At 66.5% G+C, this 16,177-nt stretch carries 20 protein-coding genes and 1 tRNA gene; 8 read left to right on the top strand and 13 right to left on the bottom strand.

Annotated elements, in window-relative coordinates; genetic code table 11:
• Nucleotide 1: 1 nt before the first annotated feature.
• Nucleotides 2-1,585: an FAD-dependent monooxygenase gene (locus tag ABD361_RS18405; RefSeq protein WP_344436484.1), complete on the bottom strand. Its 1,584-nt coding sequence runs from the start codon at nucleotides 1,583-1,585 to the stop codon at nucleotides 2-4.
• Nucleotides 1,586-2,002: 417 nt separating this feature from the next.
• Between ABD361_RS18405 and ABD361_RS18400 the strand changes: the two genes are divergently transcribed.
• The 4 genes from ABD361_RS18400 to ABD361_RS18385 all read left to right on the top strand — a co-directional run bounded on the left by ABD361_RS18400 (nucleotide 2,003) and on the right by ABD361_RS18385 (nucleotide 4,791).
• Nucleotides 2,003-2,572: a hypothetical protein gene (locus tag ABD361_RS18400; protein WP_344436483.1), complete on the top strand. Its 570-nt coding sequence runs from the start codon at nucleotides 2,003-2,005 to the stop codon at nucleotides 2,570-2,572.
• 293 nt (nucleotides 2,573-2,865) lie between these two features.
• Entirely contained in the window at nucleotides 2,866-3,018 is a 153-nt protein-coding gene (locus ABD361_RS18395; RefSeq protein WP_344436482.1) for a hypothetical protein, read from the top strand.
• Between the two features lie 57 nt (nucleotides 3,019-3,075).
• On the top strand, nucleotides 3,076-3,330 hold the full coding sequence (locus ABD361_RS18390) for an Lsr2 family DNA-binding protein (protein WP_344436481.1): 255 nt from the start codon (nucleotides 3,076-3,078) through the stop codon (nucleotides 3,328-3,330).
• Between the two features lie 201 nt (nucleotides 3,331-3,531).
• Complete coding sequence (locus ABD361_RS18385) at nucleotides 3,532-4,791, top strand: DUF3987 domain-containing protein (RefSeq protein WP_344436480.1); 1,260 nt, start codon at nucleotides 3,532-3,534, stop codon at nucleotides 4,789-4,791.
• Nucleotides 4,792-4,897: 106 nt separating this feature from the next.
• On the opposite strand, the gene ABD361_RS18380 is transcribed toward ABD361_RS18385, so the two are convergent.
• The 5 genes from ABD361_RS18380 to ABD361_RS18360 all read right to left on the bottom strand — a co-directional run bounded on the left by ABD361_RS18380 (nucleotide 4,898) and on the right by ABD361_RS18360 (nucleotide 8,771).
• A complete protein-coding gene (locus ABD361_RS18380) occupies nucleotides 4,898-5,359 on the bottom strand; it encodes an RICIN domain-containing protein (protein ID WP_344436479.1) in 462 nt (153 codons plus the stop codon).
• Nucleotides 5,360-5,748: 389 nt separating this feature from the next.
• Entirely contained in the window at nucleotides 5,749-6,612 is an 864-nt protein-coding gene (locus ABD361_RS18375) for a peptidoglycan-binding protein (protein WP_344436478.1), read from the bottom strand.
• A gap of 711 nt (nucleotides 6,613-7,323) precedes the next feature.
• Nucleotides 7,324-7,605 carry a hypothetical protein gene (locus ABD361_RS18370; protein WP_344436477.1) on the bottom strand — a complete coding sequence of 94 codons (282 nt, stop codon included), beginning with the start codon at nucleotides 7,603-7,605 and terminating at the stop codon, nucleotides 7,324-7,326.
• A 6-nt stretch (nucleotides 7,606-7,611) separates the two neighbouring features.
• Nucleotides 7,612-8,172: a hypothetical protein gene (locus ABD361_RS18365; protein WP_344436476.1), complete on the bottom strand. Its 561-nt coding sequence runs from the start codon at nucleotides 8,170-8,172 to the stop codon at nucleotides 7,612-7,614.
• On the bottom strand, nucleotides 8,169-8,771 hold the full coding sequence (locus ABD361_RS18360) for a hypothetical protein (protein ID WP_344436475.1): 603 nt from the start codon (nucleotides 8,769-8,771) through the stop codon (nucleotides 8,169-8,171). Before ABD361_RS18360 ends, ABD361_RS18365 begins: the two co-directional genes overlap by 4 nt.
• 87 nt (nucleotides 8,772-8,858) lie before the next feature.
• Between ABD361_RS18360 and ABD361_RS18355 the strand changes: the two genes are divergently transcribed.
• On the top strand, nucleotides 8,859-8,987 hold the full coding sequence (locus ABD361_RS18355) for a hypothetical protein (RefSeq protein WP_344436474.1): 129 nt from the start codon (nucleotides 8,859-8,861) through the stop codon (nucleotides 8,985-8,987).
• A gap of 4 nt (nucleotides 8,988-8,991) precedes the next feature.
• On the opposite strand, the gene ABD361_RS18350 is transcribed toward ABD361_RS18355, so the two are convergent.
• The 6 genes from ABD361_RS18350 to ABD361_RS18325 form a co-directional block, all read right to left on the bottom strand.
• Nucleotides 8,992-9,300, bottom strand: a complete 309-nt coding sequence (locus tag ABD361_RS18350) for a hypothetical protein (RefSeq protein ID WP_344436473.1) — start codon at nucleotides 9,298-9,300, stop codon at nucleotides 8,992-8,994.
• A gap of 1 nt (nucleotide 9,301) precedes the next feature.
• On the bottom strand, nucleotides 9,302-9,712 hold the full coding sequence (locus ABD361_RS18345) for a hypothetical protein (RefSeq protein ID WP_344436472.1): 411 nt from the start codon (nucleotides 9,710-9,712) through the stop codon (nucleotides 9,302-9,304).
• A gap of 411 nt (nucleotides 9,713-10,123) precedes the next feature.
• Nucleotides 10,124-10,633 carry a hypothetical protein gene (locus ABD361_RS18340; RefSeq protein WP_344436471.1) on the bottom strand — a complete coding sequence of 170 codons (510 nt, stop codon included), beginning with the start codon at nucleotides 10,631-10,633 and terminating at the stop codon, nucleotides 10,124-10,126.
• Between the two features lie 253 nt (nucleotides 10,634-10,886).
• A complete protein-coding gene (locus ABD361_RS18335) occupies nucleotides 10,887-11,039 on the bottom strand; it encodes a hypothetical protein (RefSeq protein ID WP_344436470.1) in 153 nt (50 codons plus the stop codon).
• 81 nt (nucleotides 11,040-11,120) lie between these two features.
• Nucleotides 11,121-11,804 carry a Gp37-like protein gene (locus tag ABD361_RS18330; protein ID WP_344436469.1) on the bottom strand — a complete coding sequence of 228 codons (684 nt, stop codon included), beginning with the start codon at nucleotides 11,802-11,804 and terminating at the stop codon, nucleotides 11,121-11,123.
• Nucleotides 11,805-12,019: 215 nt separating this feature from the next.
• Nucleotides 12,020-12,820, bottom strand: coding sequence for a phage tail family protein (locus ABD361_RS18325; protein WP_344436468.1), 801 nt, complete (start codon nucleotides 12,818-12,820; stop codon nucleotides 12,020-12,022).
• Between the two features lie 189 nt (nucleotides 12,821-13,009).
• Here ABD361_RS18325 and ABD361_RS18320 point away from each other — a divergent pair, with 189 nt between their 5' ends.
• Together ABD361_RS18320 and ABD361_RS18315 are read left to right on the top strand one after the other, a co-directional pair.
• Entirely contained in the window at nucleotides 13,010-13,234 is a 225-nt protein-coding gene (locus ABD361_RS18320) for a hypothetical protein (RefSeq protein WP_344436467.1), read from the top strand.
• Between the two features lie 435 nt (nucleotides 13,235-13,669).
• Nucleotides 13,670-14,719, top strand: coding sequence for a hypothetical protein (locus ABD361_RS18315; protein WP_344436466.1), 1,050 nt, complete (start codon nucleotides 13,670-13,672; stop codon nucleotides 14,717-14,719).
• 156 nt (nucleotides 14,720-14,875) lie between these two features.
• Here the strand turns inward: ABD361_RS18315 and ABD361_RS18310 are convergent.
• A tRNA-Leu gene (locus tag ABD361_RS18310) sits at nucleotides 14,876-14,963 on the bottom strand.
• A 204-nt stretch (nucleotides 14,964-15,167) separates the two neighbouring features.
• Between ABD361_RS18310 and fdhD the strand changes: the two genes are divergently transcribed.
• Nucleotides 15,168-16,004, top strand: a complete 837-nt coding sequence (fdhD, locus tag ABD361_RS18305) for a formate dehydrogenase accessory sulfurtransferase FdhD (protein WP_344436465.1) — start codon at nucleotides 15,168-15,170, stop codon at nucleotides 16,002-16,004.
• The last annotated feature ends 173 nt before the right edge of the window (nucleotides 16,005-16,177 follow it).

Below are 16,177 nucleotides of genomic sequence, written 5' to 3'. Positions count from 1 at the left end.
CCTACTGCCCGGCACCGGCCTTCGGCACGAACCACCGCTGCAGGTAGGCCTCCAGGGCCGCCCGGTCGGCGGCCGCGGCCCGCAGCCCGATGTGCCCGTCGGGCCGCACCAGCAGCATCGTGCCGGGCGCGAGCACGCTGCCGTGACCGCGGCCGGCCCGGATCGCGGTCACGTCCACCGGCAGCGCGTACCGGCCGGCCGAGCGGCGCAGCGCCGCGGCGTCGGCCGTGCCCTCGGCGGCACCGTCGACCAGCAGCGTCCACCGGTCGTACGAGAGCATGTCGTGCAACCGGCGCTGCCGGCCGCCGGCGCTGACCGGTACGTCCGGCACGCGGTCGCCGGCGCGCAGCCCGCGGCGTCCGGCGTACCCGGCGGCGTCCGTGGACAGCGCGCTGCGGCGGTGGGTGCGGGGCAGCTCGCTGAGCAGGGCCTGACCGCGCCGGTTGAAGCCCTCGCTGGCCAGCAGGGCGGGCCCGAGCAGCCGCATGCCGGCCAGGGTGAGGCGGGAGGGCGGCAGCTCCAGCAGGTTCCGCCGCATCTGGCGCATCACATCGCGGGCGATGGCGCGCTGTTCGGCGGAGTAGGTGTCCAGCAGGGCGTCGAGGGCCCAGCCGTGGTGCACGGCGGCCAGCTTCCACACCAGGTTGTGCGCGCCCCGGAGCCCGGTGTTGAGCCCGCGCCCGCCCACCGGGGCCCACAGGTGTGCGCTGTCCCCCACGAGCAGGGCCGGCCCCTGCCGCAGCGAGGTGGCGAGACGGTCGTGGAACCGCGCCCGGTTGAACCACGGCGGCACCGTGGGCACCAGGCGCAGGTCCGGATCGTGCGTGGCCCGGGCGATCAGCGCGCGCATCTCCTCCAGCCCGGGCGGGCCCTCCTGCTGCGGCTCGGGGTCGTCGCGGAAGCAGAAGAAGCGGTACCCGCCGCCCGGCCGCGGCGAGGCGATCAGACAGGTGCGGTGCTCCAGGAAGAAATAGGTGGTGTCCGGCGCGCAGACGTACTTCCACTCCGCCTTCGCATTGATCTGCACGGCCTGCAGGTCGGTGCGCCGCTCCCCCTCGAAGCCGATGCCCAGCGTCTTGCGGACCAGACTGTGCGCCCCCTCGCAGCCGATCACCCAGCGGCAGGCGATCGTCTCCTTCTGCCCACCGGGCCCGCGCACGTCCACCTCGGCCCCCTCGCCGCGCACCCGCACGCCCAGCGCCTCGGTCGACCACCGCACCCCGGTGCCCAGCTCCGCCAGCCGCTCGGCGAGCAGCGACTCCATGGCGATCTGCTCGATGCTCAGCGGCTGCGGGAAGGCCGTCCCGGCCGCCGTCGTCGGATGCCGCCCCACGCAGCGCCCGCGCACGTACATCTCGGCCTGCCGCAACTGCAGCCCCCGGTCCAGGAACCGCTCGGCACACCCGAAGTCGCGCAGCACCTCCAGCGCCCGCTGCCACACCACACTGGCCCGCACCTCCCGCTTGGTGCCGGGCTCCTTCTCGACGACCACCACCCCGAGCCCGTACTGCCGCAACCCCACGGCGACCGCCAGCCCGGCCGGCCCGGCCCCGATCACCACGACATCCCTGCAGAAGTCGCCCATAGGCCGCTCTCCCCCTCTGTCAGCCCTTATCGTCCGGGATGGGAGGGCGAGGGATCAATGGGGCGCATTCGGAGGGCCTTGCGCCGGGGAGCAGACTGGGCAACCGGACACCACAGAAGGACCCCAGCGTTGCTGGGGTCCTTCTGTGGTGTCCGAGGGGGGACTTGAACTCTCCTCTCGGGCACCAGCCCGTCAGGTATCTGACCTGCGGAAACGCCAGTTTGATGGGGCCTAGCTGCCCCTCAAGAGTACATGCCCGTTCCTGGAGGTTTCCGGGCGTTCCCGGGTGCTACTGGTCACGCACTGGTCATGTGGCGAGAGTCCGTCGTCCTCTCTGAGGAGGAGTTCAGGCCGCTGTATGGGCTAGCCGGCCCAGCCGGTGCCTAACCACATGCCGACGGCTGACAAGGTAGCGACATGCGGTCCTTCCGGAAGGTAGTCAGCAAGGTCGGCAACGGGAGGAAGGGAGCCCCGGCGAACGGCCCTGGCTTCTTGGAGATTAGCCATAGGCCGTTTCTGTGGACCATGCTGGTGTGCCTCCTCGCGGGAGTCGCCGGGCATGCGTTCCTGCTGGCCAGCCCTGACAGCGGGGGCCTAGGCAAGCCCGTGATCGGCATCACACTTGTCGTCGTCGCGTTCACGGCCTTCGGGGGCTGCTACGTGGCTTCACAGCGTGCCCGCGTGGCCATCGCCGCTAGTTTCCTACTGACGTTTTTGCTGTCGCTCAGCTACGCGGTGACAGTGGTCGGGTTCGGCCAGAGCATCAGCGGCGATGCGAAGGACATCTTCAGCGACTTTCGATCAGCAGTGACGCTGATCATCGGGTTCTACTTCGGAAGCGAAGCTCTCGTAGGCGCCGGAAGAGCCATCGGCGTAGGTCTCACAGACGGGAGTCGCGCGCAAGACGTCTGGAGGTCCGACCGTGACCTAGTCGTGTCGCCGACGGCTGAGCCACCCCCGTCGGCAGAGGAACCACCAGGCACCTAGTGCCAGCCAGCCTTACCTTGGAAACGTGGACTTCAACATCACCAGTGAGGAGCAGAACCTTCTCTTCGTGATCGTCGACCACCTGGACGCCGGCAATGCACCAGGGATCGGTGAGCTGTCCACCGACATGGGGCACGACGCCTACTCCGCTGCTCAGTCGCTACGGAAGAAGGGATGGGTCGCGATACGCAACGTCGACGGCCGAGACACCATCGTGGCACTGGCGACGCCAGCGCCACCGCGCCGGTCGGCGCCATCGCCGCACGGCCGAGGGCGTCGGCGCCCACGCGGACATGGCTGCGGTCGAAGCGGTGCGGCCGCCGGTGATGCTGTGCGGTGAGATACCCGGCTACTCCTGGGACGACGCGCGGGACGCGGTGCGCAACGCCGGATACCGGGTGGCCGGGCGAGCCGACGAGACCACCGTCCTGATCATCTGCGGATAGAACGCGGAGAAAAACACCACCAAGCTTCACGACGCCCGCGAACGCGGGATCCCCTGCATGGACGCCACCCAGCCCGCCCGGCTCAAGGACGCCGTACTCTCCGGCGAGTTCACCGGTGGTGACCCGCTGCCGCAGCCGGTAAGGGTCGCGGGCTCCGGCATGAGCGACGAGGAACGCAACCAGGCGATCCGGAAATGGGCGAAGGCGCAGGGCTACCGAGTCGCGGCCCGGGGCCGCCTCTCCGCCGGGATCAAAGAGGCCTACGGTCGCGCCCACGAGAACGAGCCAGAACTTCACTCGCTAGCGGCCTGACGGCGGGGGGGGACGGGCGCGAGGCAAGCGCGCCCGTCCCGGCCCCAACCCTACCCAGGCATTTGAGAGATTGAGAAAAGCAATGCGCATCACCCAGAACACGGACCGGATGTTTTACGGCCCCATCGGGGCGGCCGTGGCACGCATCGCCCCGTTCGCGGAAACCGATCCCCTCGGAATCTACGTCGCTGCCCTGACCCTGTGGTCGGCCGCAATCAGCGGTTCGGTCCGTGTGGCCTCCCGGGGCAGCACCCGCCCCGTGCTCGTCTGGTCAGCCCTCGTGGCGCGGTCAGGCCGAGGGAAAGGCGAAGCCCTCCGGGGCGCTCAGCACGCCGTATACGAGGCCCTGGCCCGCTTCCTGCACACCCACACTCCGGAATCACCTCCGGGGCAAGCCTGGTCAACCACCTGTGGGAGCAGCAGGAAGCCACCGCCGAGACCGAACAGGGCCGCGACGTACGCGCGCTGGTCCTGGAAGAGGAATGGTCGGAGATGCTTAAGCGCACCAAGCGTGACGATTCTTTCACCACCAAGCTGCGGACCGCGTGGGACGGGGCAACACTGCGGAACACCACCAAGGAAGGACCGCAGGAAGTCAAGGCACCAGCCATGGTGCTGCACGCCCACATCACTCCCTCCGACTGGGCAACGTACGTGGCACAGTCGGACGCGGCAGGCGGCTCCTACAACCGCATCCTGCCCTTCCTCCTCGCCTCCGTACCGATGCTGGACGAGGAGGTCGAGTTCCCGGCCGTGGACGGCGAAGCACTGGCCGAGGGCTACAAGTGGGCCACTGCAAAGCCCCGCGTGATCACCATCCTTCCGGAGGCCAAGCCGATGTGGCGGCTCATCCGCCGCTACGCCCGGATCCTGAGCGAAACGCTTGCCGAGGATCAGGCCGTCTTCATTGAGCGCACTGCGGAGCAAACCCTGCGCGTCGCGGCCTGCCTTGCCGCCTCCGAGTGCTCCGAACTCATCACCGCCGGACGGCTGGAGGCCGCGTTCACCCTGGTGCGTCGCTCTGTCCAGGATGCCGTACAGATCGTGGCGCGGGCCGCGAAGCAGAAGGCGAAGAAGCAGCCGCTCAGCCGCGCCGACAAGGTCCGCGCCCGGGTCCTGATACACGGTGGCCGGTCCACCTCCACTCAGGTGCTGCCGTTCGTCGGAGCATCCGCAGCAGAGGTCAAGGCACTGCCCGGCATCGTCGTCGAATCCGAGACGGGCACGGGAGGCCGACCGGCCGTAGTCTTCTCCCTCGCTGACACCGCCGACGACCGCGCACCGGCCGCCAAGCCGGAGCCGGACATGGGACCGGAACCGGTGACGGTCCCCAAGCCCCGGAAGTCCACGCCTCCGGCACGTTTCCGCTCCGCCCCGGCCCCCGAGAAAATCCCGGCACCGGTCCAGCCGGCGAGGCCCCAGCCCACCCGGGCGGAAAATCCTTTCCTGGCCGTGCTGTAAGAACGTCGGAAACCGAAGAAAAGCCCCGCTCATCCTATTTGGACAGGCGGGGCTTTTCGCTTTGGGGAGGGATTTTAGATTTGCCGAGCTTTGTTAGTCTGGCAGATCAAATCCAGTAAATGTAGTCATTGTGCGTGTTGCAGTCGCCGGTCATTACGAATCCTGGATTAGGCGCACTTTGCAGGCACATTCCCGTGGCCATGTTCGTAAGTGTCCAGCCGAGGCCAGGCATTTTGACCTGGAACCACATTTGATTCTTGTTTCCTGACTCGCAGGGCCCAACGTAAACGCTGCCCCTCTTGTTGCTGTCAAGGCACCGTGCCCCGGACCCGGCGGAGTTCCTCTCCTGGTAGACGTTGCTGCCGACCTTGTAGTCGTACCATGATTGGCTGCCGCAATTCACCATAGCGGCATAGTAGGTTTGCTGGTTATATCCCAGACATTTACCTGTCTGGGTGTTCGTCCAGGTCACCCAACTATTAGCCGAGGCGGCGGTTGCGGTGGCGAGGCATATCGTTGCTGCGGCAGAGGCTCCGACGATACCCCGCAGCAGGTTCTTTCTTTTCACGAACTCTCACATACCTTTCGGGAGGCGCGAAAGAGGTTTGTTCGTACAGTTGTCGCATCACATCATTGGGTTTAGTGATGCGTCAACGTTGCCGCGGTTGCCTCTTTTTAGGGCAGAAGGGAAACCGAGCCTGAGCTGCGGTTATGCCTGCTGCCGTAGGGCCTCCGCAGTCTTGGAGTTCTCCACCCGCTGAGTCACCTCACCCGCGCCCAGAAGCGCAGCCGCTAGGGCCAAGATGGCCTCGTGGGGGACGGTGACGTACTGCGCAAGCAGGGCGACGGCTGCCGCGGCGACGCTGTAGACCCGGGCTGGGTGCTCACGCAGCATTTCCCAGAGGGGGTAGGCCGCGGCCGGCCCCCGGTGCCGACCGCGTTTCGCTGTTGACGTCATTACGCCGCCCACCCGAAGTCACGCTTCAGACGGGCCAGCTGGAGCTTGCCCGGGATACCGTTTGCGTCCGAGCCGCGGTCGCCAATCATGATCTGGTACTTCCGCATGGACTCGGTGTCCGCAGAGGTCCACTCCGGGCCGGGGCCTTCCTTGTATGCGGAGCAGCCTGCGGCGACGAGCATTCGGCCGAGGCGGGTGATGTGGTCGCCACGGGCGCCAGGCCCGTATGCGAGACCGTCAATTAGCACCTGGCGGTTGGAGCCGGTCGGAGTGCTCGGGCTGGAGGCATCGGCCGGCAGGTCGTCCTCCGATGCCTCGTGGCCGAAGTAGACGACGCCGTAACGCCCCTTCCAATCCGGATCGGCAACGACGATGCCCTCGGGGTAAGCCGGGTACCCGTATCCGTATCCGTAGATGTAACTCGACTTACGGGCACGGGCCTTGCGGTAAACGCCATTACCCTCGGGCGAGCCGGAATCGTTCGTGTTGCCCTCAACCGTGTAAATTGTGTCGTCCGTGCAGGAGGTGACGATGCCGACATGGGTGCCGCCACCGGATCCGAAGTACACAACGGCGCCGACACCCGGGTACTCCGAGAATCGGCCCTGGTCCTCGAACCAGGAAACGCCCTCGTAGCAAGAAGCGGTGAGCGGCGCGAGGTCACTCGCTCCGGCCTCCTGGAAGACCCAGGAGACAAACGTCGAGCACCACGGCTGTTCGTCGGACCAGGCGAGTCCGGGAACCTCACCGCTGAGAATCCCTCCTGATAGCCCACCTCGCCGCGGGCAGTGTCGAGCACCTTCTGCGCAACGGGCATAGTAACTCCTGTAAGTGGGAATAAAACGCCCGCCGAGGCGGATCAAGGAATGGATTAGTCAACTAGAGTTGTGTGATCACCGAGGTAGGTAAGCGGCATGGAGTAACCCAAGTGGCTGCCTTCTTGGAAGCACTCTAGGGTCGAGACATAGGACTTCCCGAGGAGTCGGAGATGGTAGACCCGGACTGGTAGCAGGTCCCGCTGCCAAGTTTGCCCCCTGCCCCTGAGCCTCCAGCTGGTCATATGCCGACCACGTGGAGCCGCACAGCCCCGGATGGAGAAGAGCTTATTGACCTAGCCTACGAGGCGGCTAAAGCCAAGCTGGAAAGCCAGACGAGCGCGTTTGAAAGTCTGAGAACACGCGCGTCTGGCGTGATTGCTGTTGCCGCGCTTGTGACTTCCTTTTCCGCAGGACTGGGATCATTGGTAAATCTACTGCGCAAGGAAGAGTTCTTCCTGCATGGGCCCCATGGGCTCTAGTGGGGATCCTCTTGAGTATTGGGCTTTGCGCCTTTGTCATCCTGCTCCCAAAGAAAGATTGGCTGCATGGGCCGTCAGCTCGGGTAATTATGGACAAGTGGCAGGGCGGTGCGCACGCAATGGATGTTAAGGTGGATGTGATCGGCGCAATGGTGGATGCTCAACGCCGGAATAGTAGAGCGCTGGGTAGACGGTCCCGGGTTTACCGGGTTGCTGTCCTGCTGCTATTGGTCCAGATCCTGACCCTTGTCGCAGCTGTTGCCGAGTCCTCGGCCGCCTAGGTCCCCTTGTCTAGACGATGGAGACTGGTCGGATCCAGGGCAGTGAGGAGGGCGATGAGCCTCGCGTTCTCCTGCTCGATCCGCGTCAGGCGCTCCTTGATCTCAGCCAAGTCCTTTTGGAGACGGTCGGCTCTGGCCTTCTGTGCTTCCGCCTCGCTCCGCCACACTTCGGCGGTCGTCGTCTCCTTAGAAGCCCGGACAACAACAAAGCCACCGATAACGGTGGCCAGGATTCCAACGATGCCGAAGAGATCGAGTACCAGATTACTTATGGTCATGGGCTCCTATCTGTTCCGCGCGTCCACGAGGACGGCAGAGAACCGGTTCAGCTGGGCACTGCTGCGTGAGCCTGCGGAGACCTCCCATTCGCCTGTGGTCGGCACTGCGCCCACGCGAAGGGAAAGGCGACTGCCCTTCTCGACGTAGGCAAGTCCGCGCAGGGAACAGGTCACGTACGTGGTGGGCACGATCAGCGAGTTGTACGACCGCAGCAACTCCTCTCTCCGCGGTCGCTTTGGCTCATGGCGATCAGCCGTATCGCTGGGCGCTTGCTGGTGTCCGCCGGCGACAGGGCGGTGAAGTCGGCGCCGAGGAAGTAACTGCCGGTAACAGGCACGGTGTACGCCTCCCCACCGACGGGAGGACCAGGCGCCCACCCAGTCCGCGACGTCCCACTTGAGGGTCTTGAAGGTGCCGTTGTCAGGGACGCTGGTGACCGAGCTGACTCCCTGCACGGCAAGACGTACCGGATTCGCGAGCAGCTGCTGCACGTCCCGAACACGGGTGTTCATCGTCGCGGCATCGACCAGGTCGCGGGGATTCCAGGAAGGAAAGTCCACGCTCACCCCCTCATGCTCGAGGCGCCCGGTGCGAGCAGCACAGCGCCGAAGCAGTTCCAGCGCTCCTCGCGGATGTCGCTGCCGAAGCCCTGCCACGTCAGTCCCGTCCCGGTGCCCAGGACGTCGATGGAGAGGGTGTCGCCCTTGGCGAGAAAAACAAGATCGATGCCGCTGATGCCGGCCGGGTAGGTGGAGCGGGTGTTCTGCCGCTGGCGCAGGGAGAGCAGAGCGCCATTGCGGACGACGTTCACCTGATAGGAGCCGAAAGCGCCGGGCGGGCCGTCGCGCTGGAGGGCCAGGCAGACCGCCACGAGGTACACACCGGATGCGGGCGCGGTGAGGACCTTGCCATCCCGGCTGAGGGTCCATCCGCCGGACTCTTCGAAGCCTGCCGCGGACCAGCCGACGCGTACGGTCTGATTCGAGGCCGCGCTGAACGGCAGTGTCGCCCTCACGGTAAACCGCGGCGGGTTGTACAAGGCCTTGACCGGGTCGCTGATGCGCGCCTGCATGATGGCTGGGGTGACCGTTTCCCCATCGTGCCAGTCACCGGCTGGAGTAAAGGGGGTGGGTGCTGCGGAGAACGACAACGCCGGGGCGGCCATCCACGCTCCGAAAACGCCTTCCCACTCGCCGGCTGCACCGCGTACGTAGGGCTCGGTACGCCTGCCTCGAGGTAGACGGCCACCGCGATGCTGTCCTCGGCAGCCAAGTGGGTGATGGTGGCGGCCGAGACGATCTGGACGGCAGCGGACTGCTGGACGATCTCCCGCACTGTTGCCACGCTGACGGTGCCGCTCGAGGTGCGGCGGTACAGGTAGATGATCACGCCGTCCCCGGAGGACTGGGGGAGCCAGACTTCACGCTCACGCTGCCCGTCAGGACGTAGACCCCGGTGTCGGGGACGGTGAACCACCGGCGGTCGGCATCGGCAGTGAAGGTGTTGGTTTCGGCGGTGGCCCACTTGATGAAGGTGGAGGAGCCGCGGCTGATCGTTTGGCCGGCTGCCGCTCCGCGGCACGAGAGCCGGGGCTTGTCGGCCAGGTACTGCTGGGGATCGCGAATCTGGGCGTTGAGCTTGCGGGCGGTGACGACCTCGCGCTGGGCCCAGGGTTCGATGCGGGGTGCTGCCATATCACTCCAAGTAGGTCGTCGTGCCAAGTACAGAGGCGCGGTCGTCACCAAGAATCCAGGTCGGCCGGCCGTCGCTGCGGCCGGGGACCGTGATGACCGCGACTGCGGCGGTCTCGACGGTCGTATCCAGGCGTACCGCCCCAGGGAAGGCGCCTGCTCCGGGGGTGTCGGCGGTCAGAAGACTGATCTGCTGCGTTCCGAAGGCGCCCAGCCGCTGCGCCCGCGGGATCACCCCGTCGGGCCAGGCCGCACCGGTCAGCGCGTCGGAGACGGCCAGCACCGTGTACAGCGTCGTGTAATCCTGCGCCGCGCCCAGAGGGACAGCGTTCACCTGGTGGTACTCGGTGATGCCGACAACCGGCGTCAACGACGTGGTGGACGGGTCTCCGCCGCGGTAGACGAGGTTCATCACGGCGGTCGCGGAGCTCCCCGTGATGTCCCACACGGTCGACCGTCCGCGCGAGGGCTCCCACGGCCACACGGCGACGTGAAACGGATGCCGGATCGCAGGGTGTATACGGTGGGCACCACACCGGCCGGCGACAGCAGCCGCGGGTACCGGGCCTCGCCTCCCATGTGGGCGCAGATTGACACCAGGATGTCGTTGGTGCGCACGTCCGGCGGGATCGACAGCTCCGCCAAGTCGCCGCCGGTGATCGCTGAAATGCTCGTGGAGTGGGACGGGAACTCGCGCGGCGGCCGCGCCTCGCTGCGCCACTCGGCACCATCCCAGTACAGGGGCGGCACCGGGCGCCACGAGGTTCCGTCGAAGGCTTGGGGGGTCCGGTCAAGCCAGGTCTTGCCGTCGAAGATGAGCAGCTGATTAGCCATATTTTTCACCCACACGTCCCCCGCGCGCGGGGCAGCCGGCGGCAGGGGTCCAGCGAAGAGCCGGGCTGTGCCGACATTCGCCGCGGTGATGGTGCCGCTGCTGATGAACTGAGCCGTCGCCCTTGACCTGGAAGACCGCACCGTCGCCGGCGGGGCTGGCAGGTCCGGAGCTGACGTTGATCACGGTCTGCGTCCCGAATCCGGGTGCGCCGATACACAGTGGCGGCGTCTTGCCGGCAACGTCGAGGTAGAGGGCACCGGAGTTCCGCAGGCGGGTGCGTTCGGATCCGTCAGCGCCCCGGAGCCGGAGCATGTTGCCCGTGGGGTCGTCCGGTACGACGGCGGAGAGCCAGCTGTCCCCGGCCGGGCTTTGCACCTCGCCGCCTCGAGCGGGCAGGTAGGCGGCTAGGCGTTCGTCGGTGTACGCACGGGACTGGTGGGGATCCGCGGCGGTGACGTGCTTGCGCAGGCGGTCCCCCACGGTCACGGAGACCAGGGCCACCCTGCCCACCCCGAAATCGACCCATAGGCGCTCGCTGTCGTCGGGCGGGCCGTAGAAGGGCGGGATGAAGCCGCGGACGTCGGCTGAATGATCGGTGCGCCGTCTGCATCGGTGAGGTCGGTGATCTGCCGTGCGCCGTAGGAAGGGCCGTCCCAGACGGTGCCGACCGCGCCCGGCACGCGCCGGCCGTCGATGTCTTCTGCAACGTCGGAGGTGGTGCCGCCGAAAAGGTTTCGCGTCAAACTGGTCCCCCTTACTCGCTGAAGACGTTGGTCTCGTAGGTGCCGGAGAAGAAGATCGTGGTGCGCCCGGGGAACGTGCGGAGCACGTCCATGCCTTCGGAAACCGTCTGGTTGTTGTGGTAGTAGATGCTGGCGTGTGTAGAACCGCTGCCCGGCCAACACATGGCCTGAAGCTGCACGAGGTTTGCCATGGCGCCCCGGTACTCCATGGCAGGCGACGATGGCCCGGGTGACGCGTGGGGCCGTCAGCGTCCAGGTGTACTCGCGCAGGTTTCCCAGCTCGGGGGCGAAGCGCACGGTCTTGCTCCTGTCCCTCGGTGTGAAGAGTCCAGGACGATGCGCTTGCGGTCCGGGTCGTGGACGAAGCGGTAGCCCACGTTCTTGGCCTTGCACCACTCTTCGAGCTTGGTGCCGAGCACATCGAAGCGGAGGCTGTCAGCGACCGCGTCACCGACCAGAGGGTTGGCGCCGACGTCGACGCCAGTAACCTGCCGGTCCGCCAGGGCCTTCGAGCCGATGGCATGGTCGAGCTCCCACCACAGGGCCTGGCCAGCCGGGCCGCTCGCCCCACGGCTGTCCTTCGCCTGGTATTGCTGCCCGACCGGCTTGGACGGATCGGGGAAAGCGAGCCGGCCGTAGGCAAGTTTGTTGTCGCACTTACCGCTGGCGAAAACACTGCCCGCACCGGTATGCTGCTCAACCGTCCAGTACCGCTGGAAGAACTCGATCTGACCTGTGAAGATCGGGAAGTCGACTCCGTCTTGCCAGACGATGATTCCACCACCGCGCTGCAAGAGCTGCGCTTGGGGAGTGCGGTCCCTCACGAGAATCCGCCAAGTACCCTGCTGACAGTACCGGATGACGAGATCCATTTTGATCCACGTGCCAATTTCCCCTATTCGGTTCAGGTCCTTGTCCCGGGCCTCCACGCGATATCCCAAATGCATCTCATGTCAGTAGCTTTCGAATCGTGGGCGGAGAGTAAGCCGGAGTGATGCGGGCCCATTTCCTGCCGTAAGCCGTACACCGATGGAGCTCTTCCCGGGCTCGACCGGCCAGAGAGCAGGATTCGAGTCGAGAAGCGGCCAGTAGTTCTTTCCCTGATCGTCGGCCAGGGTCTTGCGGCCGGGCCGGGTGTCCACCGTCAGCACGCGGCCGGTACGGCGTCGGCTTCCCCGGCCGGCACGTTGATCCCGAAGGACGCCCCTTCGGGGCTGGTGAAGGTGAAGCCACGTACCGGACCCTGGATTTCCCACACCGGCCAGGCTTCGACCTCGCCTGGGTTGACGACCGGTATCGCCTGATCCGCCAGGACTCCGCGGCTCAGGCGGATGGGGAAGAGGCCTGCGTCCTTGCGCAGGAGTCCTTGGCTCCGGTTGAACTGCCACTCGGCAACGAGGAGGTCGTCGGCATAGAAGTAGGGGTCGAAAGCCGTCAGCTGGATGCCGTACTTGATCCACCGGAATCCCGCGGTGTCTGCGGCCTCGTTTCCCTCCATTCCGGCCTTGTAGTAGCAGTAGAGCTTACGGACCTGCGAGTCCGCTTCGATGAACTTCAGCACGCAGTACCCACGTGCGGGGTTTAGTGCAGAAATCAGCTTGCGTTTGAGTTCTTTGAGAGAGCGCCGGTCCACGCTGTATAGGTAGACCGGCAGCATCACTTCACGAGCTGCCACGCGGGCAGACCGGAACATAGAACCATCGAGGTTCGGGCTGCTATCGGCGTGCAGCTCGAAAGGTGGCGTGTCCAGGCCGGTGGCACCGGCCTGGAGCAGGATTCCAGGCCATCGCCGGTCGGTGAAGGAGGTGAGGGGGATTTCCTCCCCCTCACCGTCGCTTCCCGTGATCGACACGTAGGTGTGCCCCCACGCCATCGGGTGAGGCGGGATCGGCATCGGGTGAGGACGGTCCTCAACCACCTGATCGCGTGTTGCCGGAATGGGCAAGAGATGCCTCCTTGTCGATCAATCGCAACGACAACAACCCATCGGCGTAAAGGAGTTGTGGCGAGCGCCCTCATAAATGTCCACGCTCCCCCGTAGGGGTGGTGCGTGCATGCCTGCCCCGGCAGGCCGGGAAGCTTCCTTGCTGACCTGTGCGGTAACGGCCGCCGAGACCTACCCGGGAGGTCCGCCATGAGCAAGATCCGTCGCGTCAGCACCACTGCTGCAACAATCGCCGTCCTCGCCTTGGCAGGCATCACACTGGCCACACCAGCCCAAGCCATCCCCGTCGTCGATGTAGCCGACCAGGGCCTCAGCCAGGTCGCCAACGCTGCCTCGCAGGGCGTCCAGGCCGTCGCCGCGGGCGTCCAGGCCGTCGCCGGCGTCACGCAACTGGGCGCTAGCGCGCTGGGTTAGGGCCCGTTTTCGATTGTGATCAGAGCCGGGTTGAGGGCTCCGACGCCGATAGCCGCCTCGCGAGCGCCCGCCTCCTCGATCATCATCGTTGTCGATTACATGCCGTACATCACCTCCGCGTACTGCATGGCCCGCAGCACTGCCTGAGTTGTCGACTCGCTCTTGGCCTCGTGAATGTGGATCTCGTAGGTCCGGCCTTGGATAGGCCGTGACTACCTGACCAAGACCGCAGCCGCCAAGGCTCTGCGGGACTGGCTGACCAAGCACGAAGAAGAGATCGAGCGGCATGAAGAGGAGAAGAAGGAGGAGGCCAAGGCTGCGGCCGAAGCAGAGGCCAAACACGAGGATGCCGACCTGACACTGGGCGCACTTCTCGACCGCTGGCTTAAGAACCACCGAGGCGAGGGCACCACGACCTCAGGCTACGAACCCAAGGTGCACCTGCACATCAAGCCGCACATCGGGGATGTGTTGGTCGTGGAGGTGACAGACAAGCTGCTGGACGCCTTGTACCGGCAGCTTGAAACCAACCCGTGCCGCACGAACCACGGCAAGCCGCTCGGGCCGAAGACGGTCCTGCATGTCCATAACATCATCTCCGCGGCGTTGGACACGGTGACCGGCCCTACGAGGCTGCTTACCTTCAACCCTGCTCACTATGCGCAGCCGCCGACCGAACGGCAGATCAGGGCTGTTGAGCCCGATCGTCCGACCCTGACCGACGCGGAGACGAAGCGGATTCTCAGCGACATCTGGACGCCGTGCGGCAACCGGAGGTGTGACGGTGGGCTGACGCACCACTGCCTCAGAGACGCTCCTCTGTGGACGTCGTACGCGGCCACCGGGTGCCGCCGCAGCGAGGTGCTGGGGTGGATGTGGGACCTGATCAACTGGGACGAATGTTCCATCACGCTCGGGTGGGTCGTCATCGAGGAGGGCAACGCCTTCCTGCTCAGAAAGCTGACGAAGGACGGAGAAGACGACGCGGTCATCTACGTGGACCGGGCCCTGATGGACGTCCTGTGGTGGCAGTGGGAGCGTCAGCAGTACGAGAAGGAGGTGTTGGCGGACCTGTGGGTTGATCACGACCTCGTCTTCGCACGTGACAGCTACAAGCTGTTCAAGCAGAGCAACGCTGGAGGCCCCCAAGACCCCGAAAAGGTCTCGGCCCGCTGGCGCACCGTGCGGAGCCGCCAGGCCTTGCATGAAGCCTTCAGCCTGCAAGGCTGGCGCCGAACCAAGATCACGAACGACCTGGAGAACAAGGAGAACCCCGTCGAGGTCTCCGCGAACGCCCGTCACCGTTCGGGGCCTGGGTTCACGATGAAGTACTACGGCCAGAGGCGTGCCGACAACACCAAGAAGCTGGCGGCCTCCACCGCCAACAGGATCGGCCTTGCCGGAGCCGTTCCGGCCTGTCGTCGGACCGGGCTCGCGGGGCGGGCTCCGGGCGACCCGAGCAGCCTGCCGGTGCTGGCGCCCTGAGCAAGAGTGCGTCCGGTCTGGTCACGTGGTTGGTCACGCCGCCGGTCGCAGAAAGTTTAAAAACGTACTGGTTACGCTACTGGTCACGCTGACCGCTGAGCCAGTCACGGACAAACAGCAAAACCCCCGCTGAGCAGGGGTTTCGTCTGATCTTGCTGGTGTCCGAGGGGGGACTTGAACCCCCACGCCCGATAAAGGGCACTAGCACCTCAAGCTAGCGCGTCTGCCATTCCGCCACCCGGACAAGGTGTCTGTCCTCCGCGGTGTTCCCCGCGGCGACATGGATAACTCTATCAAGGTTTCGGAGTGCCTTTGACCAGGGCTTTCGCCGCCCCATACGGGGCAATGGCGGACAAGTGGGGGCGGGCGGGCCACGGGGGCGTCCTCGGTGGGGCGAAAGGCATGAGAGCGTGCGGGCGGGCACTGTCACGTGAGGGGTTGGTTCTGGATGGGTCGGGTCACCGCACGCCGCCGCGTCGTCCGCGTGCGCGAGGGGGTCGCCGGAACGCGGGCGGACACGCTCGTGGCCGAGGAGCCGCTGGAGATCCGCGTGGGCGGCAGGCCGCTGGCCATCACCATGCGCACGCCCGGCGACGACTTCGACCTGGCCGCGGGCTTCCTGGTGAGCGAGGGCGTCCTCGGCAGTGCCGAGGAGCTGGCGAACATCGTCTACTGCGCGGGGGCCACGGCCGACGGCGGCAACACCTACAACGTGGTGGACGTCCGGCTCGCGCCCGGCGTGCCCGTGCCGGACGTCACGCTGGAGCGCAACGTCTACACGACGTCCTCCTGCGGCCTGTGCGGGAAGGCGAGCCTGGAGGCGGTGCGCACCACCGCCCGCTGGCCGGTCGGGGACGGACCCGGCGGGCCGCTGCGGCTGGAACCCGCGCTGCTGGCCGAGCTGCCGGACCGGCTGCGCGCGGCGCAGCGCGTCTTCGACCGCACCGGCGGTCTGCACGCGGCGGCCCTGTTCACCGCGGCCGGGGAGCTGCTGGACGTGCGCGAGGACGTGGGCCGGCACAACGCCGTCGACAAGCTCGTGGGGCACGCCCTGCGCGAGGGGCTGTTGCCGCTGGCGGGCAGCGTGCTGCTGGTCTCCGGGCGCGCCTCCTTCGAGCTGGTGCAAAAGGCCGTGATGGCCGGCATCCCGGTGCTGGCGGCGGTCTCGGCGCCGTCCTCGCTGGCCGTCGACCTGGCCGTGGAGAGCGGGATGACGCTGATCGGCTTCCTGCGCGGCGCGTCGATGAACGTCTACGCCGGCGCGGAGCGCGTGGTGCTGGACTAGGACAGCGCCCCGCAAGGGGCGCGGGGCAGTGTCGATCTGCGGCTGCCGCCGCGTGGGCGCGACCGGCCACCGACGGCCCGCAGCCGACGCGCCACCCCGGGGGCCCGGGCGCAGCACGGCACTCCGTCTGCGGGCGCGTCGCGGCTTGTCGCGCAGTTCCCCGCGCCCCTGAT

The sequence above is a fragment of the Streptomyces luteosporeus genome, assembly GCF_039532865.1.
Classification (GTDB): domain Bacteria; phylum Actinomycetota; class Actinomycetes; order Streptomycetales; family Streptomycetaceae; genus Streptomyces; species Streptomyces luteosporeus.
The sequence above is the reverse complement of the archived record's forward strand: the minus strand, read 5'-3'. Positions and strand labels throughout refer to the sequence as shown.